Raw genomic sequence first — 20,717 nt, forward strand, 5'->3', positions numbered from 1 at the left:
AGAGAAATGATGGATTTTGCGATGCCCGCCGACTTGCAGGCGTATCTCGACGAGCTGGATGCGTTTATCGAGGCGGAGATCAAACCGCTCGAGCGCGCCGACGACAATATCCGTTTCTTCGACCACCGCCGCGAACATGCGCGCACCGACTGGGACAATCAGGGCCTGCCGCGGCACGAGTGGGAACAATTGTTGCGCCAGGCGACGCGAAAGGCCGACGCCGCGGGCCACTGGCGCTTTTCGGCGCCCAAGAAATATGGCGGCAAGGACGGCAGCAACCTGTGGATGGCGGTGATCCGCGAGCATTTCGCCGCGAAAGGGCTGGGCCTCCACAACGACCTCCAGAACGAGCATAGCATCGTCGGCAACTTCCCGTTCGTCGAGATGTTCGAGCAGTTCGCGACGAGCGAGGAGCAGAAGCAGGAATTCATCCTCGGCGGGTTCGAGGGCAAGCGCCGCACCGCCTTCGGCCTCACCGAACCCGATCACGGCAGCGACGCGACGCATATGGAAACGCGCGCGGTGCGCGAGACGCGCGACGGCGTCGACGGCTGGCGGATCGACGGCGCCAAGATGTGGACGACGGGGATGCACGTCGCGACGCATTGCGCGACCTTCTGCCGCACCAGCGGGAACGACGGCGACGCGAAGGGCATCACCTGCCTGCTCGTGCCCAACCCGTCGCCGGGGCTCGTGATCGAGGAATATCTCTGGACCTTCAACATGCCGACCGATCATCCGCGCGTCAGCTTCACCGATGTGTGGGTGCCCGACAGCGCGCGGCTCGGACCCGAGGGCGGGGGGCTGTCGATCGCGCAGAGCTTCGTCCACCAGAACCGCATCCGGCAGGCGGCGTCATCGCTGGGCGCCGCGGTTTACTGTATCGAGGAGAGCGTCAAATACGCGCGGCAGCGCAAGCCGTTCGGCGAGGCGCTGGCGAAGAACCAGGCGATCCAGTTCCCGCTCGTCGAGCTTGCCACGCAGGCCGAGATGCTGCGCCTGCTCATCCGCAAGACCGCGTGGGACATGGACAACACGCCGCACAAGGACATCGAGCGCACGCTGTCGGACAAGGTCAGCATGTGCAATTATTGGGCGAACCGCCTCGTCTGCGAAGCCGCCGACCGCGCGATGCAGGTGCATGGCGGCATCGGTTATTCACGCCACAAGCCGTTCGAGCATATCTATCGCCATCACCGCCGCTACCGCATCACCGAGGGCGCCGAAGAGATCCAGATGCGCAAGGTCGCGGCCTATCTGTTCGGGTTTATGGGGCCAAGGAAAGGGACGTTGGGGTAGCGAACCCGTCGCCCCCGCGCAGGCGGGGGCGACAGTTGTTCTTCACCGCTTCCGCACGAATTCCGCGCGCAGCACCAACCCCTTGATCCCCTCGTGGCGGCAGTCGATTTCCTGATCGTCGCCGGTCAGGCGGATCGACTTGATCACGGTGCCGACCTTCAGCGTCTGGCCCGCGCCCTTGACGTTGAGGTCCTTGACCAGCACGACCGAATCGCCGTCGGCGAGCAGATTGCCCACCGCGTCGCGCACTTCGGGGCCGGCCGCCGCAGCGGCCGCGCGGTCGCGGGCTTCGCTCGCGGGAAGCCATTCGCCGCTCGCCTCGTCATAGACATAATCTTCATCGCTCATGCCATTCGCTTTGCGCGCGGATGGCGACGGGGTCAATCGCCCTTGGCATATTGGCAATCCATGATAGGTTTCTTCCTGAAACGAAAAAATCGGGAGACGGACATGTATGATCTGGTGATTCGCGGCGGCACCGTCGTCGATGGTTCGGGCGGCACGCCCTTTGTCGCCGATGTCGCGATCGACGGCGACCGGATCGTCGCGGTCGGCGAAAAGCTCGGCGGGGGCGCGCAGGAAATCGACGCCAGCGGCAAGATCGTCACCCCGGGCTTCGTCGACGTCCACACCCATTATGACGGGCAGGCGACGTGGGACGCCGAAATGGCGCCGTCGAGCTGGCACGGTGTCACCACCGTCGTGATGGGCAATTGCGGCGTCGGCTTCGCGCCCGCCAAGCCCGATCGCCACGACTGGCTGATTTCGTTGATGGAGGGTGTCGAGGACATCCCCGGCACCGCGCTCGCCGAGGGCATGGCGTGGGACTGGGAGACCTTTCCCGAATATATGGACGCGCTCGAACGGCTGCCGCGCACCGTCGACGTCGCGTGTCACGTCCCGCACGGCGCGGTGCGCGCCTATGTGCTCGGCGACCGCGAGAAACCCGGGGCTATCCCGACGGACGAGGACATTGCCGAAATGTCGCGTATCGTCGAGGAAGGCGTGCGCGCGGGCGCACTCGGCTTTTCGACCAGCCGCACGGTGCTCCACAAGTCGGTCGACGGCGAGCTTGTCCCCGGCACCACCGCGACCGCCGAGGAACTGATCGCGATCGGCCGCGCGATGGGCCGCGTCGGCTACGGCGTGTTCGAAATGGCGAGCGATCTGAAGCGCGAGTGGAACGAGTTCGAATGGATGGGCGATCTGAGCCGCGAGACCGGCCTGCCGGTGACCTTCGCCGCGCTCCAGTCGATCGCCAAGGAATTGCCGCTCGAGGAACAGATCGAGGAAATGCGGCGGCAGAATAGGGCCGGCGCGAACATCGTCGCGCAGATCGCGCTGCGCGGCAACGGTGTGATCATGGCGTGGCAGGGCACCGTCCACCCCTTCCGCTTCAAGCCCGCATGGAACGAGATCATCGACCTGCCGTGGGCCGAGCAGTTCGCGAAGCTGAAAGACCCTGCGTTCAAGAAGCGGATGGTCGAGGAAGAGAATATCTGGCCCGAAAGCGACATCATCGACTTCCTGAAAGTCGTCGCGCTGGGCTGGCCGGTCCAGTTCGAGATGGACCCCGATTTCAACTATGAGCCCCGGATGGACGAGAGCATTGCCGCGCGCGCGGCGGCGGCGGGGTTGACCCCGGCCGAATATGCCTATGATCTGCTCATGAAGGACGACGGCAAGGGCTTCATCTATTTCCCGATCCTCAATTATCGCGACGGCAACCTCAATTTCCTCGAGGATCTGCAGGCCGCGAACGACACGGTGAACAGCCTGTCCGACGGCGGCGCGCATTGCGGGACGATCTGCGACGCCGCCTCGCCGACCTTCATGCTCCAGCATTGGGTGCGTGACCGCGAAGGCCATCGCATCGCGCTCGAACATGCGGTGAAGCGCCAGTGCCGCGACACCGCGCTGCTCTATGGCCTCGAAGACCGCGGCCTGCTCGCGCCGGGCTATCTCGCCGATCTCAATGTCATCGACATGGACGCGCTCAAGCTCGGCAAGCCCTGGCTCGCCTTCGACCTGCCCGCGGGCGGCAAGCGCCTGCTGCAAAAGGCCGACGGCTATGTCGCGACGGTGAAGTCGGGGGTCGTGACCTTCCGCGATGGCGAAATGCAGGGGCCGACCCCGGGCGGCGTGATCCGCGGCCCGCAGCGCGTCGAAATGGCGATGGCGGCGGAGTAGCCGTTCCGGTCATCCCGGCGAAAGCCGGGATCTCGCCGGTGCGTCATGCTCCGAGGGTGAGATCCCGGCCTTCGCCGGGATGACGCCCTTGTTCGGTGATCGCGGCTTGTTACCGCGCCAGCAGGTCGGACGGCAGCGTCGGTTCGCTGACGATCCTTGCCATGCGCCGCCACATCTCGTCGCGGTTCGGTCGGCCGCGTTCGACCCAGGCGCGCACCATCGTCTCGCCGAGGCCATAGTTGATCACATAGCTGCGATATTGGTCGGTGAAGGCGACCGACTGTTCGGCGCGCTGCGGCGAAACGAGCAGATATTTCTGCGTCAGCGCGACTGCGGTGGCGCGGTCGATCTCGCCGTCGAGATATTGCTGCGCGATCGCCAGCCGCGCCCCCGACGCGCGCTTGATCGCTTTCAGAACCTGCCAGTAACGGTCATCCGACGGGACCGCGATCCCGGCGATCGGCATCAATATGTCGCGCTCGGTGTCGGCCTTGCTTCCTTCGGGAAAGGCGAGGTCGATGCCGTAATTGGCGCTTCCTTCGGCGATCAGGCTTTGCGGACTGTAGAGCGGATAGACGCTGAACTCGGTCCAGCCGCGCTCCTGCACCAGCTTCTCCTCGAGCTTCATGTTGAGGAGATGATGCCCCGGATAGCCCTCGTGACAGCCGAGATCGAGCGCGCGCGACAGGCGGATCGGCAGGTCGGTGTTGACCTGGATCAGGCTGTGATAGCCGCCCTGGTAATAATTATAGCCGCTCCAGCTCTTGTCCGTCACGAATTCGAGGCGGAAGCTCTCGCCCTCGGGCATCGGAATATGCGCCATGCTGCGCCCGCGGCAGCGCGCGATCGCGGCGTCGAAGGCCTTTTGCAGCCGGTCCTTGGGGATGGTGAAGGCGTCGAGCCAGGCCTCGACGCGGTCGGCGAGCGCGCCCTCGCCGGGCACGAGCGCCTCGATCTTCGCGAGTTCGGCGTCGTAGCTCGCGAGCGGCTTGAGTCGCGGCCGCACGCCGAACAGTCGCTCGGCCTCGTCGGCGAAGGCGAAGCGCGTGCCCTGCATCATCATCAGCCGCGTCTCGGCGGCGCGAAGCTGGGCGCGCAGGAAGGCGGCGCGGCGTTTGGCGAGCGGGTCGGACTGGCGCCGCGCCGCGAGATCGGCCTCGGCCATCAGCGCCCGCGTCGCCGCGAGCAGCGCGGGCTTGTCGCGCGGGGCCGCTTCGGCCGCCTTCTTCAGCTCGGGCGGGCCGTAATAGGCGTCGATATAGCCGGGCTCGTGCGTCCCGATCTCGAGGCTCAGCCGCAGATAGGCGGCGGCGATGGCGTCGAGCGCCTTCGCCGGGGCAGCGGCGCGGCGGACGTCGAGCGTCGCGACGCCGGGCGAGGCGGCGGGGTCCTGGGAGCCGGCGGCGGCGCAGCCCGACAGGATTGCGGCGGCGAGCGACAGCGAGATCAGCGTCTTCATGCCCGGCTGCTTAGCCCCGACCTTCGGAGGTGTCACGCACGTCGCCGTCGGCGGCGATTTCGCCATTGGACGCGCTTTCGACCGCATCATGCTGCGGATGGAGCGGCGCGAAGCGGAGCACGGCAAAGCCGGCGAGCGCGGCGACGAGCGAGCCCATGAGGATACCGATCTTCGCTTCCTCGACCAGCAGCGCATCGCCGGGAAAGGCGAGCCCGCCGATGAACAGGCTCATCGTGAAGCCGATCCCGCAGAGCAGCGCGACGCCGTGGATCTGCAACCAGGTCGCGCCGCGCAGCCGGCCCGCGATGCCGAGCTTGACCGAAAGCCACACGCTCCCGAAAATGCCGATCTGCTTGCCGAGGAACAATCCGGCGGCGACGCCGAGCGGCAGCGGCGCAAGCAACTGGTCCGGCCCGATCCCGCGAAGATCGACCCCGGCATTGGCGAAGCCGAACAGCGGGACGATCGCGAAGGCAACCCACGGGTGCAGCGCATGTTCGAGCCGGTGCAGCGGCGACGTCTGGCTGTCGGGCGCGCCCGGCGTGCGCTCGAAGGGGATTGTCATCGCCGCGAGCACGCCCGCGATCGTCGCATGGACGCCCGAGAGCAGCATCGCATACCAGAGAAGAAGGAACAGCAGCAGATAGGCGGCGAGCTTCTTCACCCCGGCGCGATTGAGGGCGAACATCGCCGCGAGGATCGCTGCCGCGGCGCCGAGCGCGGCGATGTTGATCTTGGCGGTATAAAAAAGCGCGATGATCGCGACCGCGCCCATGTCGTCGACGATCGCGACGGTGACGAGGAACAGCTTGAGCGAAGTCGGCGCGCGCCTGCCGAGCAGCGCGAGCACCCCCATCGCAAAGGCGATGTCGGTCGCCGCGGGGATCGCCCAGCCCGGCGCGAGTCCCGGCTCTCCTCCGGCAAGCAGCATGTAGAGCGCCGCGGGCACCGCCATGCCGGCCGCCGCCGCGATGAACGGCAGCCGCCGCCGGTCCCAGCTCGCGAGCCGGCCATCGACGAACTCGCGCTTGATCTCGAGTCCGACGAGCAGGAAGAATAGCGCCATCAGCCCGTCGTTGATCCACAAATGGACCGTCATCGGACCGAGCTTGTCGGTGAGAATGGGCCCGGTCACCGCATGAATTGCGTGTTCGTAAGTCTCGGCGAGGGCCGAATTGGCGACAATCATCGCCAAAATGGCTGCGAAAATGAGCAGCATGCCGCCGGCGCTCTCGCTTTCGAGAAAATCGCGCAATGCGGAACGGGGCGGAAAACTGCGGGCCATTGGTAAATTATTTCCTTATTTCGTCAGCCGGTTTGACGGTTAAGCCGCGATATGGGCCAGACTTTACAAATCGGGCCTGTTCACTAGCACTTAGATGGAGATGACATTAGGTCATCCGGGGGCGCGGGGCTAGGGTCAGGACCCGCTAATTGCACGTTCGAGGTTTGAAGCGATTTTGCTCAGGGCGAGGAGGCAAGACGCAGGAATATGTCAATATTTCAAGACTTGCCGACGAAGCCATGGGCAAAATCGGTCAAATCGCGAAGCGACGTCGAAATGGCTTCGATCTCGGGCCCGTGCGGCCTTGCGGGTAGCGATGCTACCCGCGGCGGCCACCCGAGCCCGATATCTTCGCCATTTCGACGCCTCGAACGCGCAATTAGCGGGTCCTGACCCTACCATATGGGGCTTTGGACCGCATGGCTGGAATGGCTGGTGCTGGGGGCCGGCCATGAACTGATGCTGTTCGCGTCGGTCGGCATATTGCTGATCGGGCTCGACGACCTGCTGTTCGACGCCTTGTGGCTGGCGACGCGCCGCCGCGACGCGCCGCCGGTCCCGGACACGCCGCCGATCGATGGGCGCGTCGCGGTGTTCGTGCCCGCGTGGGACGAAGCGGACGTGCTTCCGGCGATGCTGCACCGGACGCTCGCGGCATGGCGGGGGGAGGATTTCCGGCTCTATGTCGGCTGTTACCCCAACGACGCCGCGACGCTCTTCGCCGTGTCGCCGCTGGCCGCGCGCGACCGGCGGCTGCGCCTCGTGATCGGGGACCGCGAGGGGCCGACGACCAAGGGCGACAATCTCAACCGGCTATGGGCGGCGCTGGGCGAGGACGAGCGCGCCGAGGGCATCCGCTTCGCCGCCGTCGTCCTCCACGATGCCGAGGATCATGTCCATCCGGACGAACTCGCCCTCTATCGGCGCTGCCTGGGCGAATGCGCCATGGTGCAGATCCCGGTCGTGCCGATGATCAAACGCGCGGAGCGATGGGTCGGCGGGCATTATGCCGACGAATTTGCGGAGGCGCATGGCAAGGAGATGGTCGTTCGCTCGCGCCTTGGACTGCCGCTGCCGTCGGCGGGCGTCGGCTGCGCACTGACGCGGAGCGCGCTCGCACTGCTCGCGATCGAACGCGGCGGCGAGCCCTTTTGCTGCGACAGCCTGACCGAAGATTATGAGATCGGGATGCTGATCGGGGCCTATGGCCTCGGAACGCGCTTCGTCGACACGGCCGGGCCCGCGGGCGGGCGGATCGTGTCGCGCGGCGCTTTTCCTAGCGAAATCGAAACGGCGGTGCGGCAGAAATCGCGCTGGATCGCGGGGATCGCGCTCGCGGGGTGGGACCATCTCGGCTGGCCGGACTCGCGGCAGGGCGGGGCTGCCCTTCCCGCACATCGCCTGTGGCTCGCGCGCTGGATGCTGTGGCGCGACCGCCGGGCCCCGCTTTCCGCCCTCATCCTGCTTGCCGCTTATGCCGGCGCGATCCTGACCGGCCTCGGCGTGGCGGGGCAGTGGCTTCTCGGCTGGAATGCGATCGTGCTTGAGGATGGCGTGCGGTTGTTCCTTGCCTTCAATCTGCTGCTGCTCTGTTGGCGCGTGGGGATGCGCGGTCATTTCGCGGCGCGCTGGTATGGCCTCGGCGAGGCGCTGATTTCGGTGCCGCGCGCCTTCGTTTCGAACGTCATCGCCATTCTTGCAGCGCGCCGCGCAGTCACGCTTTACTGGCGGATGCTGCGGTCGGGCGAGGTGGTGTGGGACAAGACCGACCATTGCCGGAGCGAGCCGATCCATGAGGACGCTTTTGCCCGGAAGGCCGCGCGATGATGGCGCGGCGCATCGGCGCGCGCCGCGATGCGCCGGCGCTGCGTTTCCTGCTGCTATGCGTCGGCGGCTGGATCGCCATCAGGATATTGATGGTCTGGAATCCCGCCATGCCCGTGCCGGCCCATGCCCCGGCGCCGCCGTGGATGCCGCCTGCACCCTTCGGGACAAGCGGCGGTCTTTCGGATAGCTGGCGGTCGGCCCGCGGCGTGCCGGTGCTGGCCTTGCTGGCAACCACCGCGGGCCGACACCCGCCCGAAGACGGCCGGGTGTCGGCCCGCGGCGTGCCGGCGATGGGGCGGCGGGGCGCGGACCTGCTTCGCCCTTCGGTGGCCGCGCGGCCGGGCCTGTCCGATGCGCCGCCGGACGTTGACGTCCCGCGCCCTTCGGGCGGCTTCGGCGCCGACCGCCACAGCCTCCGCCTTGCGCTGATCGCGCGGATGTTGCCGCAGCGGCCCGGAGGAGCCGCGCGATCCGCGGTCGGGGCGGGCGGGCCCATCTGGTTTCCCCCGGCGCCCGCGGCAACGGCCACTCCGGGACAGGCCTCGCCGTTCTGGATCCGGCGCGAGCTCGCAAGCTGGTCGCTCGGGGGCTGGCTTTATCTGCGCGAAGGGTCGGGGGATGCGTCCGGAACGATCGGCGGGCCGAGCCAGCTCGGGGGCAGCCAGGCGGGCCTTCGGCTCGCTTATGGCTTCGGCGAAACCGGCCGGGCGCGTGCTTATGGTCGCGCGACCATCGCGCTGCGGCGGCCGCGGCAGCGCGAGCTGGCCTTCGGTCTCGCCGTCGCTCCGCTGGCGCGCTTGCCCGTCGATCTCGCGATCGAACAGCGTGTCGCGGCGGGGCCGGAAGGCCGCACCGCGCTCGCCGTCATGGTCAGCGGCGGCGTTTCGGATATGGCGCTGCCCGCCGGCTTCCGGCTCGACGCCTATGCCCAGGCCGGCATCGTCGGCGCGCGGCGGCGCGACGGCTTCGCCGACGGGGCGGTCGTGGTCGACCGCCGCCTCGGCATCCGCGAGACGTCGCTGCGGTTCGGTGCGCTCGCGGCGGGCGCGGTGCAACCCGGCGCGGCGCGCGTCGATGTCGGCCCGCGGCTGACGCTGCGCCTTCCCGAGGTCGGCGAAGGCGGCCGGATCGCGCTCGACTGGCGCCAGCGCGTCGCGGGCGACGCGCGGCCCGAAAGCGGGCTCGCCCTGACCCTCGCCGCCGACTTCTGATTGGGGAGAGACAGGCGGTCATAACGATTGCGAACGCGCCAGAGGACGTCGGCATTGGGGATGGGGAGAGGGCGTTGCCTATAACCGTCGCCCCCGCGAAGGTGGGGGCCGCCAGCGGCCTTAATCAGCGGCGCCCGCGTAAACCGACAGCGGCCCCCGCCTTCGCGGGGGCGACGGCTAGTTCCGATCGAAAGCGGCTACGCCGCTATCCGGTTTGCAAAGCATATGATCGCCAAAAAATAGCCGCCGCAGCCGATTCCCCGCGCCCGAAAAATGCTCTAGGGTCGCGGGACTCGGCGTGGTTTCCGGCGCCGCGAACGTCATTCGGGGCCCATGGATCTCTACCTCCCAGTCGCCAATCTGTCGGTCAATGCGCTGGTCATCATCCTGCTCGGTGGCGGGGTGGGCTTTCTGTCGGGCATGTTCGGCGTCGGCGGCGGTTTCCTGACGACGCCGCTGCTGATCTTCTACGGCATTCCGCCTACGGTCGCGGCGGCGTCGGCGGCGACGCAGGTGACGGGCGCCAGCGTGTCGGGCGCGCTCGCGCATCTCGAACGCGGCGGGGTCGACCTGCGCATGGGGACGGTGCTCGTCGCCGGCGGCCTCGTCGGCTCGCTGATCGGCGCGGGGCTGTTCGAGCTGCTCACTGCCTGGGGCCAGATCGATACGGTGATCAACATCCTCTATGTCGTGCTGCTCGGCTCGGTAGGCGGGATCATGGCGCGCGAGGCGCTGGGCGCGCTCAAGAACATGCGCGCGGGTCTGCCCGCCCCCGCACGCAAACGGCGCCACCACCCGATGGTCGCCAACCTGCCGCTGCGCTGGCGCTTCTATCGCTCGGGCCTCTATATTTCGCCGCTCGCACCGCTGATCCTCGGCATGGCGGTCGGCATATTGACGATGCTGCTCGGCGTCGGCGGCGGCTTCATCATGGTCCCCGCGATGATCTTCCTGCTCGGCATGGGGACGCAGGTGGTCGTCGGCACCTCGCTGTTCCAGATATTGTTCGTGACGATCGCGACGACGATGGTCCACGCGATGACGACCGGCGCGGTCGACATCGTGCTCGCCGGGCTGCTGCTGCTCGGCAGCGTCACCGGGGCGCAGATCGGCGCGCGCTTCGCTCAGCGCGTGAAACCCGAATATCTGCGCATGGCGCTCGCCGTCATCGTGCTGCTCGTCGCGGCGCGCATGGCGGTCGACCTCTTCATCCGTCCCGACGAAATCTACACCGTGCAATGATCAGGTTGCGCGCCTTGATCCTCGCGGTCGCGCTGGCGCTTCTGCCCGCGACCGCGGCACGCGCCGCCGACCCGCGGCTCGTCCCCGACGTGTCGAGCCGGGCGATCGACATCCAGTACAGCTTCACCGGCGAGGAGCTGCTGCTGTTCGGTGCGATCCTCTACCCCGGCCAGCGCCTGCCCGACGACCGCGCCGACATCGTCGTCGTGCTGAAGGGGCCGGTGCGGCCGATCGTGCTGCGCGAAAAGCGCCGTGTCGCGGGGATATGGGTCAACGCCGACAGCATTCGACTGCGCACGTCGCCCGGCTTCTATGCGATCGGGTCGTCGCGTCCGATCGACAAGCTGGTCGACGAACGGACCGCGGCGATCTTCGAACTCGGCCTTGCCAATCTGTCGATGTCGCCGACCGGATTTTCAGAGGCGAAAACGCTCGAGCGGTTCGAGGCGGGGCTGATCGACCTTTATCGCCGCGCGGGCCTCTTCGTCGAAAACCCCGCATCTGTCGAAATTACCGAGGGCGTGCTTTATCGCGCCCGCATCCCGGTGCCGGCGCGCGTTCCGGTGGGGACCTATCGCGCCGAAACCTATCTGATCGGCCGCGGCCGCGTGCTCGCGGTCGCGTCGCGCGACGTCCAGATCCGCAAGGCCGGATTCGAACGCTTCGTCGCGCTCGCGGCGGAGCGCCACGGCTTTCTCTACGGCCTCTCCGCGGTGCTCCTGTCGCTCGTGCTCGGTTATGGCGCATCGGCGATTTTCCGCCGCCGTTAGACACAAGCTTTTAATCCTAAGTTCACGGCCTATTTACCCTCGTCTGCGATAGCCCGAGCCGGGACCACAATAGGCGGGGCGGACATATGGACATGCAAGATGGCGGATTCGGCGCCGGAAATCTGACGGCGGCACAGCATGTCCGCCTGGCCGGCGGCGGCGTGGCGGCGCCGGTCGCGCCGGCGGCGAGCCATCATCGCGACGAGTTGATGATCGGCGAAGTCGCCGATATTTCGGGCTCGGCCTCGCGCATCCTGCTCGATTCCGCGATCCTCGGCAAATTGGCGTCGTCGAGCGATGCGGCGGTGGCGATGGCGGGGCAGGTCGGGGCGCAGGTCAAGGTGCGCGTCGGCAATGTCTGGTTGATCGCGAGCATCCGCGACCAGCGGCTCGACACGCGCGGCGAGGGGCTGATCGTCGCGACGATCGACTTCCTCGGCGAAGGCGAAGAGGAAAAGATCACCGGCCGCATCCACAATTTCCGGCGCGGCGTCACGCGCTACCCGATCCCGGGCAGCCAGGTCTTCGCGGCGACGAGCGCCGACCTCAAGCAGATATATGCCGCCGACGAGCGCGCGCATGTCGAGATCGGCACCGTCTATCCGACCAAGGATATTCGCGGCTCGCTCTATGTCGATGCGATGCTCGGCAAGCATTTCGCGCTGCTCGGCTCGACCGGCACCGGCAAGTCGACGAGCGCTGCGCTGATCCTCCACAAGATCTGCGAACTCGCGCCGCAGGGGCATATCGTGATGATCGACCCGCACGGCGAATATTCGGCCGCCTTCAAGGGCACCGGCGCGCTGTTCGATGTCGACAATCTCGCGATGCCCTATTGGCTGATGAATTTCGAGGAGCATTGCGAGGTCTTCGTCACCGCCGAAGGGCGCGACCGCCAGGCCGACTGCGACGTGCTCGCGCGCTGTCTGCTCCAGGCGCGCACCAAGAACCGGCTGGCCGAAGGCATGACCAAGATCACGGTCGACTCGCCGATCCCCTATCTGCTCTCCGACCTGCTCAACATCCTCCAGAACGAAATGGGCAAGCTCGACAAGGCGACCTCGTCGGCGCCCTTCATGCGCATCAAGGGCAAGATCGAGGAAATGCGCGCCGACCCGCGCTATAATTTCATGTTCTCAGGGATGCTCGTCGCCGACACGATGGCGAATTTCCTCGGCAAGATATTCCGCCTGCCGTCGGACGGGCGGCCGATTTCGATCATCGACGTGTCGGGGGTGCCGTCGGACATCACCGGGGTCGTCGTCGCGGTGCTGTCGCGCCTGACCTTCGACTATGCGATCTGGTCGCGCGGCGAGCCGCAGCGCCCGATCCTGCTCGTCTGCGAGGAAGCGCACCGCTATATCCCGTCGAAGGACGTCGGGGCCGGGCAGGCGGTGCGCAAGATCCTCGAACGCATCGCCAAGGAGGGCCGCAAATATGGCGTGTCGCTGGGCCTCATCACCCAGCGTCCTTCCGATCTCGCCGAAGGCGTGCTGTCGCAGTGCGGCACGATCATCTCGATGCGCCTCAACAACGAACGCGACCAGCATTTCGTGAAGGCGGCGATGCCCGAAGGCGCGCGCGGCTTCATCGATTCGATCCCGGCGCTGCGCAACCGCGAGTGCATCGTCTGCGGCGAAGGCGTCTCGATCCCGATCCGCGTCCACCTCGACACGCTCGAGGAGGAAAAACGCCCGGCGTCGAGCGATCCGCTCTTCTCGAAACTGTGGCGCGAAACCGGCGGCGAAGCGGAAATCCTCGAACGCGTCGTAAAGCGGTGGCGGAGTCAGGGCAGATAGTAGCGCCCACCATCGACAAACTAAACCGTCATCCCGGCGAAGGCCGGGATCTCGCCACATCGTTATAGCGCCCCGTTGAGATCCCGGCCTTCGCCGGGATGACGATGCTATGTTTTAGGCGGCTCCCAGAGCTCGATCGGATTGCCTTCGGGGTCGTGGACGCGCGCGAAGCGCCCGACCGCGGGGTCGTCCCATTCCTCCTTGGTGATGATCTCGTCGCCTGCCGCGCGGAACGGCGCAAGCACCGCGTCGAGATCGTCGACGCGCAGGTTGATCATGAACTGGCGGTCGGCGGCGAAATAGTCGGTGTCGGCGTTGAACGGCGCAAAGACCATCGGGCCCGCGGCGACGGCCCATGTCCATTCGTCGATCGGACCCGTATCGTCGGCGCTGCATCCGGCCCCGACGCCCAGCCGCTCGCGATACCATGCGGACAGCGCCTCGGGGTCGCGCGCCCGGAAAAACAGCCCGCCGATGCCTTTGACATGTCCCATGCTGGCCTCCCGTGATGACAGGGGCAGCCTAGGCCGAAAGCCTCAGCCTTTCCACTCCCCGCTCTTGCGGAATTCCTCGCGGATCTGGCCCGACTGGTTGAGTCGCGGATCGGCGTAGGCGGGCGCCGCAGCGGGCGGCGGCGCGGCCGTTGCCGGCGGCGTGATCGCGCCGGGCAGCGGCGCCGGGGCGACATCGGGCAGCGGCGCGGCGGGGCCGGCCAGCATCGGGGCGGGACCCGCGCCGGGGGCGAGGCCCTGACCCTTGAGGATCGCCAGTTGCTGCGCGAGCGGCAGATAGGGACCGGGCACGGGTTCGCGGCCGAGATAGGGCGCGCGGAACGCGTCGGGCATACCCCAGCGGCCGCGCCAGCGGTGGAAAATATGCGCGCCGACGATGTTGGTCATCACCAGGCTCTTGCCCCAGCGCGGCCAGATCGCCTGCGTGTGATAGTGTGTCGCGAGCCCGACCTTGGGGAAGACATATCCGCCGAGCGCGGCCGAAGCGATGCGGCTCGCGCGCAGCCAGTTCCGCCGTTCGGGCGCGCGCGCCATCGCGCCGTCGCAGGCGAAGGTGAACTGGCATACGCCCGCGCGCTGCGACCCCTGGAAGACGACGCCGCACACGGTGTTGGGGAAGCTCGGATGGCGGACGCGGTTGATCACCGTCTGCGCGACGCCGCGCATTCCGTCGTCGGTCTCGGACGCCGCCTCGTAATAGAGGGCGGCGGTCAGGCAATAATGCGCCCGCTCGCGGTCGAGCGCGGTGACCCCGCGAAAGACATAGGGTTTGGCGGCCGGCCCGACAAAGGCTTCCTCGCGCAGCAGCGCGGGATCGGCGGGGGGCATCGCGGCCGCGTCGCCATAGCCGATGCTCGCCGGATCGGGCAGAGTCGGATCGATTTTCAGCGCCGTCTGATAATCATCGGCATTCATGATCGCCCAGCGTTCGGGGTCATAGGGTTTGAAGTCGAGCGGGACCGACACATTATACGGGCCGAAGGCCGCCGGTGCGCGCAACTGTCCGCTCGACAGCAGGAAGGAAAGGCAGGCGACCGCGACCACCGCGACGATCGCCGCCCAAAAGGCGCGGCCCGGCCCCGCCGGCTTTTCCGGCACCGGGTCGCGCCACGTCGAGCGGGCGGTGAGGGACAATTCGGGCTTCATGCGCGTTTCACGTTCCATCGGCGCTCGGCGCGCGATTCGCGCGAAAGGCCAGCCCGCCTTATACGCTGAAACGCCAATAAAATGTTTCACGGTCTGTGGGCGGTCGGTTTTGGGGTGGGGAACTGCCGTTGAGCTGTTGAACTGGTTTCCCCTCCCGCAGGCGGGAGGGGCAGCGAAACTTGCGAACTTGTTCGCTAGTTGCAGCGGGGTGGGCAATCGCGGCGTCGCTGCCCACCCCCAACCCCTCCCGCAAGCGGGAGGGGAGATCAACGGCCGCAATCGGCCGAAACCCGCCCTGGGCCGGCGCCGAGGTTTCGCCGATGGTCCCCGGCCCATTCCCCCTTGCCGACTCACCCGCCAAAGCCTATATGCGCCCTACTTCTTGACATGGTTAGCCAGTTGGGACGTCGGGGCCGCGGGCCGCGGCGGCAATACCCGCATGGCTTTCCGGTCATCCGGATTGGAAACAGAATTTGGTCGATTTCGACGCCCTCAACGCGATCATCGCGCCCGAAGCCGAGGCGATGGGCCTTGCGCTCGTGCGCGTCGCCTTTTTTGGTGGCGAGAGCGACCCGACCTTGCAGGTGATGGCCGAGCGGCCCGACACGCGCCAGTTGACGATCGACGATTGCGCCGACCTGTCGCGCCGCATCTCGGACCGGCTCGACGCGCTCGAGGAAGCGGGCAAGGACCCGATCGACGTCGCCTACCGGCTCGAGGTTTCGTCGCCGGGCATCGACCGGCCGCTGACGCGCCGCGCCGACTTCGCCGACTGGGCGGGGCATGAGGCGAAGATCGCGCTCAAGGAAAAGCGCGATGGCCGCCAGCGTTTCAACGGCGAACTCGCCGGTATCGACGGCGACACCGTCACGATTTTCGACAAGGAAGGGGTGGAGCATCAGTTGCCGTTCGACGCGATCGACACGGCGAAGCTCGTTCTCACCGACAAATTGATTGCCGCAACCGTTCCGCTCTCGACCGAGGGCGCCGACGAAATGGAAGAAGAAGGACAGGACTGATGGCCACTGCCATTTCCGCCAACAAGGCCGAGCTGCTCGCGATTGCCAACAGCGTCGCCAGCGAGAAGATGATCGACAAGGGCATCGTCATCGAGGCGATCGAGGAAGCGATCCAGCGCGCCGCGCGCGCGCGCTATGGCGCCGAGAACGACATTCGTGCGAAGCTCGATCCGCAGACCGGCGACCTTCGTTTGTGGCGCGTCGTCGAAGTCGTCGAGCAGGTCGAGGATTATTTCAAGCAGGTCGATCTCGCCGCGGGCCAGAAGCTGCAGAAGGACGCCAAGATCGGCGACTTCATCGTCGATCCGCTGCCCGCGGTCGACCTCGGCCGCATCGATGCGCAGTCGGCGAAGCAGGTGATCTTCCAGAAGGTCCGCGAAGCCGATCGCGAGCGCCAGTATGAAGAATATAAGGATCGCGCGGGCGAGATCATCACCGGCGTCGTGAAGTCGGTCGAATTCGGCCACATCGTCGTCAACCTCGGCCGCGCCGAAGGCGTGATCCGCCGCGACCAGCAGATCCCGCGCGAACTGATGCGCGTCGGTGACCGCGTCCGCGCGCTGATCCTGTCGGTGCGCCGCGAGAACCGCGGCCCGCAGATTTTCCTTTCCCGCGCGCACCCCGACTTCATGAAGAAGCTGTTCGCGCAGGAAGTGCCCGAAATCTATGACGGCATCATCGAGATCAAGGCGGCCGCGCGCGACCCGGGTTCGCGCGCGAAGATCGGCGTCATCAGCTATGACGGCAGCATCGATCCGGTGGGCGCCTGCGTTGGCATGAAGGGCAGCCGCGTTCAGGCGGTCGTCCAGGAAATGCAGGGCGAGAAGATCGACATCATCCCCTGGTCCGAAGATACCGCGACCTTCGTCGTCAACGCGCTCCAGCCCGCGACGGTGCAGCGCGTCGTGATCGACGAGGACGACAGCCGCATCGAGGTCGTCGTTCCCGACGACCAGCTCAGCCTCGCCATCGGCCGCCGCGGCCAGAATGTCCGTCTCGCCAGCCAGCTCACCGGCAGCCAGATCGACATCATGACCGAGGCCGACGCGAGCGAGAAGCGCCAGCGCGAATTCGTCGAACGCTCGACGATGTTCCAGGAGGAACTCGACGTCGACGAAACGCTCGCGCAGCTGCTCGTCGCCGAAGGCTTCGGCGAACTCGAGGAAGTCGCCTATGTGCCGCTCGACGAACTGGCGAGCATCGAAGGTTTCGACGAGGAACTGGCGCAGGAACTGCAAAGCCGTGCCGCCGAAGGGCTCGAACGCCGCGAGGAAGCATCGCGCGCCGAACGTCGCGAACTGGGCGTCGAGGATGCGCTCGCCGATATTCCGCACCTGACCGAGGCGATGCTCGTCGTGCTCGGCAAGGCGGGGATCAAGACGCTCGACGACCTCGCCGACCTCGCGACCGACGAGCTGATCGCCAAGAAGCGCCAGGACAACCGCCGCGGCCCGGCGCGCAGCGAGCGCGCCGAGGACAAGGGCGGCGTGCTCGGCGAATATGGCCTCAGCGAAGAGCAGGGCAACGAGATCATCATGGCGGCGCGCGCGCACTGGTTCGACGACGAAGAGTCGAGCGAGCCGGCAACCGGGCCCGCGGCGGAGCCGCAAAACGGGGAGGCCGCCGATGCGGACCCCGCGCAATGATCAGCTGACCGAAACCGACCGCGCAAAGGGGCGCGGGAGCCACGTGCCCGAGCGGCGCTGCGTCGTAACCGGTGAGGTTTCGCCGGCGGAGCGGCTCGTGCGCCTGGCGCTCGGTCCCGACGGCAGCATCGCCCCCGACGTCCATGGCAAGGCGCCGGGGCGCGGCGCGTGGATCGGGGTGACGCGCGCCGACCTCGAAGCGAGCCAAGCCAAGGGCAAGCTCAAGGGCGGGCTCGCGCGCGCTTTGCACGAAAGCCATATCGCGATCCCCGACGATCTCGGCGCGCGGATCGAGGCGCAGCTCGCGCGCGCGACGCTCGACCGGCTGGGGCTCGAATCGCGCGCGGGCACGCTGATCAGCGGCAACGACAAGATCGAGCAGGCGGCGCGCCGCGGGCAGGTGCGCCTGCTGCTTCACGCGAGCGACGCGGGCGAGGATGGCCGCAAGAAATTGGGGCAGGCGTGGCGCGTCGGCGAGGATGACGAAGGCTCGGGCCGCGAAGGTCTGGTCTTGCCGGTGGACCGCGGCACCCTATCTATGGCATTGGGGCGCGAGAATGCGGTGCATCTGGCGATTGTCGACGCCCGCGCCGCCGACCGGGTGCTGGCGCATTTGAGCCGCTGGCAGTTTTTCACCGGATGGAGTAGGGACGCGGCCGATCGCGTTTCGAATAGGGATTCCCGCACGTCGGGGACAGGGGATACGTCCGCGGCCTCCGCCGTTTCGGACGCGTTTTGAAGGAATGATGGTTTTCGATGAGTGACGAACAGGACAAGCCGACCCTTAGCCGCAAGCCGCTCGGGCTGAAGCGGACGGTCGAGGCCGGACAGGTACAGCAGCAATTCAGCCACGGCCGCCGCAATACGGTGGTGGTTGAGGTGAAGCGCCGCCGCGTGCTTGGCCGTCCGGGCGAAGCCACCCCGGCGCCCGAGGCCGAAGAGGTCCAGGCCGCGCCTGCCCCCGCCCCTGCGCCCACGCCGGCCGCTCCTCCCAGGCCTGCCGCGCCGAAGCCCGCGCCCGACAGCCTGATGACGCGTCAGGAGCGCCAGGCGCAGCTGCTGCGCGAGGCCGAGGAAGCGCGCATGGCCGCGCTCGAGGAAAATCGCCGCCGCGAGGAAGCGGCCCGCGCCCGCGCCGCCGAGGAAGAAAAGGCGCGCGCCGAGGCGCGTCAGGAACAGGCTGCGGCAAAGGCCGCCGAGCCAGCCCCGGCTGCGGTTGAACCCGCCGCCGAAACACCGGCCGCCGCCGAACCGCAGGCCGAAGCCGCTACGCCGCGCCCGGCGGCGACTAGCGCCGCTCCCGCGCCGCGCCGCTTTACTCCGGTCGAGGCGCCGAAGCGCCCCGAACCAAAGCGCCCGGAGCCGAAGACGAACCGCAGCGCCGACAATCGCCGCCAGTCGGGCAAGCTGACCGTCACGCGCGCACTGAACGAGGATGAGGGCGCCCGCGCGCGCAGCCTCGCGGCGCTGAAGCGCGCGCGCGAAAAGGAAAAGCGTTCGCACATGACCTCCTCGGGCCCGCGCGAGAAGCAGGTTCGCGAAGTCGTGGTGCCCGACAGCATCACGGTGCAGGAACTCGCCAACCGCATGGCCGAAAAGGGCGCCGACCTGGTCAAGGCGCTGTTCAAGATGGGCATGCCGGTCACGGTCAACCAGACGATCGATCAGGACACCGCCGAACTGCTCGTCACCGAGTTCGGGCACGAAATCAAGCGCGTCAGCGAAGCCGACATCGACATCCGCCACGACGAGGATGTCGACGACGCGGCGGCATTGAAGCCGCGCGCGCCGGTGGTGACGATCATGGGCCATGTCGATCACGGCAAGACGAGCCTGCTCGACGCGCTGCGCGGCGCGAATGTGCAGGCGGGCGAGGCCGGCGGCATCACCCAGCATATCGGCGCCTATCAGGTGAAGGCGAAGGACGGCAGCGTCATCACCTTCCTCGATACGCCGGGCCACGAAGCCTTTACCGAGATGCGCCAGCGCGGCGCGAACGTCACCGACATCGTGATCCTGGTGGTCGCCGCCGACGACGGGCTGAAGCCGCAGTCGATCGAGGCGATCAACCATGCGAAGGCCGCGGGCGTGCCGATCATCGTCGCGATCAACAAGATCGACAAGGACGGCGCCAATCCCCAGCGCGTCCGCGAACGCCTGCTCGAACATGAGCTGGTGGTCGAGGAAATGGGCGGCGACGTCCAGAATGTCGAGGTGTCGGCGCTGAAGAAGACCGGGCTCGACAAGCTGCTCGACGCGATCGCGCTGCAGGCCGAGATCATGGAACTCAAGGCCAACCCTGACCGCGCCGCCGAAGGCACGGTGATCGAGGCGAAGCTCGACAAGGGCCGCGGCCCCGTCGCGACGATCCTCGTGCGCCGCGGCACCTTGAAGGTCGGCGACATCTTCGTCTGCGGCGCCGAAAGCGGCCGCGTCCGCGCGCTCGTCGACGATCATGGCAAGCAGATCAAGGCCGCGGGCCCCTCGATGCCGGTCGAGGTGCTCGGCCTCGGCGGCGTGCCGATGGCGGGCGACACGCTGACCGTCGTCGAGAATGAGGCGCGCGCCCGCGAGGTCGCGGCCTATCGCCAGGAACAGGCGCTCAAGAAGCGGACCGCGCAGGCGCCGGTCAGCCTCGAGGGCATGTTCTCGGCGCTCGCCGACAAGGCGAAGGTCATCGAATATCCGGTGGTCATCAAGGGCGACGTGCAGGGTTCGGTCGAAGCGATCGTCAACGCGCTCAACCGCCTGTCGACCGACGAAATCCGCGTTCGCGTGCTCCAGTCGGGCGCCGGCGCGATCACCGAGAGCGATGTGACGCTGGCGGCGGCGACGGGGGCGCCGATCATCGGCTTCAACGTCCGCCCGAACGCCAAGGCACGCGAGATCGCGAACCGCGAAAAAGTGCGCTTCATGTATTATGACGTCATCTATCACCTGACCGCCGACGTCGCGAAGGAGATGGCGGGCGAGCTGGGTCCGGAGCGCATCGAAAACGTCGTCGGCCGCGCCGAGGTCAAGGAAGTCTTCCCGGCCGGCAAGCGCGACAAGGCCGCGGGCCTGCTCGTGCTCGAAGGTTCGATCCGCAAGGGGCTCCACGCGCGCCTCACGCGCGAGGACGTCATCGTCTCGGCAACGACGATCGCGTCGCTGCGCCGCTTCAAGGACGACGTCGCCGAAGTGCGCGCGGGCCTGGAGTGCGGCGTCGTGCTGGCCGATACGAACGACATCAAGGCGGGCGACCACCTCGAAGTCTTCGAGGTCGAGTTGCGCGAACGCACGCTGTAATCATTATCCCTGCACCCCCGCCGG

16 protein-coding genes are annotated in these 20,717 nt (G+C 67.4%); 11 read left to right on the forward strand and 5 right to left on the reverse strand.

The window, feature by feature from the left end; all coding sequences use genetic code 11:
* The first annotated feature begins 9 nt into the window (after positions 1–9).
* Positions 10–1,299, forward strand: a complete 1,290-nt coding sequence (locus tag QZL87_RS01070) for an acyl-CoA dehydrogenase family protein (RefSeq protein ID WP_295327090.1) — start codon at positions 10–12, stop codon at positions 1,297–1,299.
* 42 nt (positions 1,300–1,341) lie between these two features.
* On the opposite strand, the gene QZL87_RS01075 is transcribed toward QZL87_RS01070, so the two are convergent.
* On the reverse strand, positions 1,342–1,647 hold the full coding sequence (locus QZL87_RS01075; RefSeq protein WP_295322737.1) for an alkylphosphonate utilization protein: 306 nt from the start codon (positions 1,645–1,647) through the stop codon (positions 1,342–1,344).
* A 102-nt stretch (positions 1,648–1,749) separates the two neighbouring features.
* On the opposite strand from QZL87_RS01075, the gene QZL87_RS01080 reads away from it, so the two are divergent.
* Entirely contained in the window at positions 1,750–3,489 is a 1,740-nt protein-coding gene (locus QZL87_RS01080; protein WP_295322740.1) for a D-aminoacylase, read from the forward strand.
* A gap of 109 nt (positions 3,490–3,598) precedes the next feature.
* Here the strand turns inward: QZL87_RS01080 and QZL87_RS01085 are convergent, their stop codons facing one another.
* Both QZL87_RS01085 and nhaA read right to left on the reverse strand, forming a co-directional pair.
* A complete protein-coding gene (locus tag QZL87_RS01085; protein WP_295322743.1) occupies positions 3,599–4,948 on the reverse strand; it encodes a hypothetical protein in 1,350 nt (449 codons plus the stop codon).
* A gap of 10 nt (positions 4,949–4,958) precedes the next feature.
* Positions 4,959–6,233: a Na+/H+ antiporter NhaA gene (nhaA, locus tag QZL87_RS01090; protein ID WP_295322746.1), complete on the reverse strand. Its 1,275-nt coding sequence runs from the start codon at positions 6,231–6,233 to the stop codon at positions 4,959–4,961.
* Positions 6,234–6,635: 402 nt separating this feature from the next.
* Between nhaA and QZL87_RS01095 the strand changes: the two genes are divergently transcribed.
* From QZL87_RS01095 to QZL87_RS01115, 5 genes are all read left to right on the forward strand, one after another.
* Positions 6,636–8,060 carry a glycosyl transferase family protein gene (locus QZL87_RS01095; protein WP_295322749.1) on the forward strand — a complete coding sequence of 475 codons (1,425 nt, stop codon included), beginning with the start codon at positions 6,636–6,638 and terminating at the stop codon, positions 8,058–8,060.
* The gene (locus QZL87_RS01100; protein ID WP_295322752.1) at positions 8,057–9,271 is read left to right on the forward strand and encodes a hypothetical protein; all 1,215 of its coding nucleotides are present in this window, start codon (positions 8,057–8,059) and stop codon (positions 9,269–9,271) included. Before QZL87_RS01095 ends, QZL87_RS01100 begins: the two co-directional genes overlap by 4 nt.
* Before the next feature lie 333 nt (positions 9,272–9,604).
* The gene (locus QZL87_RS01105; RefSeq protein WP_295322756.1) at positions 9,605–10,513 is read left to right on the forward strand and encodes a sulfite exporter TauE/SafE family protein; all 909 of its coding nucleotides are present in this window, start codon (positions 9,605–9,607) and stop codon (positions 10,511–10,513) included.
* The gene (locus QZL87_RS01110) at positions 10,510–11,283 is read left to right on the forward strand and encodes a TIGR02186 family protein (protein WP_295322759.1); all 774 of its coding nucleotides are present in this window, start codon (positions 10,510–10,512) and stop codon (positions 11,281–11,283) included. The genes QZL87_RS01105 and QZL87_RS01110 overlap by 4 nt, the downstream gene beginning before the upstream one ends.
* Before the next feature lie 209 nt (positions 11,284–11,492).
* Positions 11,493–13,082 carry a DUF87 domain-containing protein gene (locus tag QZL87_RS01115; protein WP_295327093.1) on the forward strand — a complete coding sequence of 530 codons (1,590 nt, stop codon included), beginning with the start codon at positions 11,493–11,495 and terminating at the stop codon, positions 13,080–13,082.
* 107 nt (positions 13,083–13,189) lie between these two features.
* Here the strand turns inward: QZL87_RS01115 and QZL87_RS01120 are convergent, their stop codons facing one another.
* Together QZL87_RS01120 and QZL87_RS01125 are read right to left on the reverse strand one after the other, a co-directional pair.
* Positions 13,190–13,576 (reverse strand): VOC family protein, encoded by a 387-nt coding sequence (locus QZL87_RS01120; RefSeq protein WP_295322764.1) that lies wholly within the window; start codon positions 13,574–13,576, stop codon positions 13,190–13,192.
* A 42-nt stretch (positions 13,577–13,618) separates the two neighbouring features.
* Positions 13,619–14,758 (reverse strand): cell wall hydrolase, encoded by a 1,140-nt coding sequence (locus QZL87_RS01125; protein WP_295322767.1) that lies wholly within the window; start codon positions 14,756–14,758, stop codon positions 13,619–13,621.
* A gap of 455 nt (positions 14,759–15,213) precedes the next feature.
* Between QZL87_RS01125 and rimP the strand changes: the two genes are divergently transcribed.
* From rimP to infB, 4 genes are read left to right on the forward strand one after another with little or no spacing between them, the layout of a single operon-like run.
* Positions 15,214–15,759: a ribosome maturation protein RimP gene (rimP, locus tag QZL87_RS01130; protein WP_295322768.1), complete on the forward strand. Its 546-nt coding sequence runs from the start codon at positions 15,214–15,216 to the stop codon at positions 15,757–15,759.
* Complete coding sequence (gene nusA / locus QZL87_RS01135; protein ID WP_295322769.1) at positions 15,759–17,405, forward strand: transcription termination factor NusA; 1,647 nt, start codon at positions 15,759–15,761, stop codon at positions 17,403–17,405. Before rimP ends, nusA begins: the two co-directional genes overlap by 1 nt.
* Complete coding sequence (locus QZL87_RS01140) at positions 17,386–18,144, forward strand: DUF448 domain-containing protein (protein WP_295322770.1); 759 nt, start codon at positions 17,386–17,388, stop codon at positions 18,142–18,144. Before nusA ends, QZL87_RS01140 begins: the two co-directional genes overlap by 20 nt.
* A 17-nt stretch (positions 18,145–18,161) precedes the next feature.
* On the forward strand, positions 18,162–20,693 hold the full coding sequence (infB, locus tag QZL87_RS01145) for a translation initiation factor IF-2 (RefSeq protein WP_295322772.1): 2,532 nt from the start codon (positions 18,162–18,164) through the stop codon (positions 20,691–20,693).
* The last annotated feature ends 24 nt before the right edge of the window (positions 20,694–20,717 follow it).

The organism is uncultured Sphingopyxis sp., assembly GCF_900078365.1.
Classification (GTDB): Bacteria; Pseudomonadota; Alphaproteobacteria; order Sphingomonadales; family Sphingomonadaceae; genus Sphingopyxis.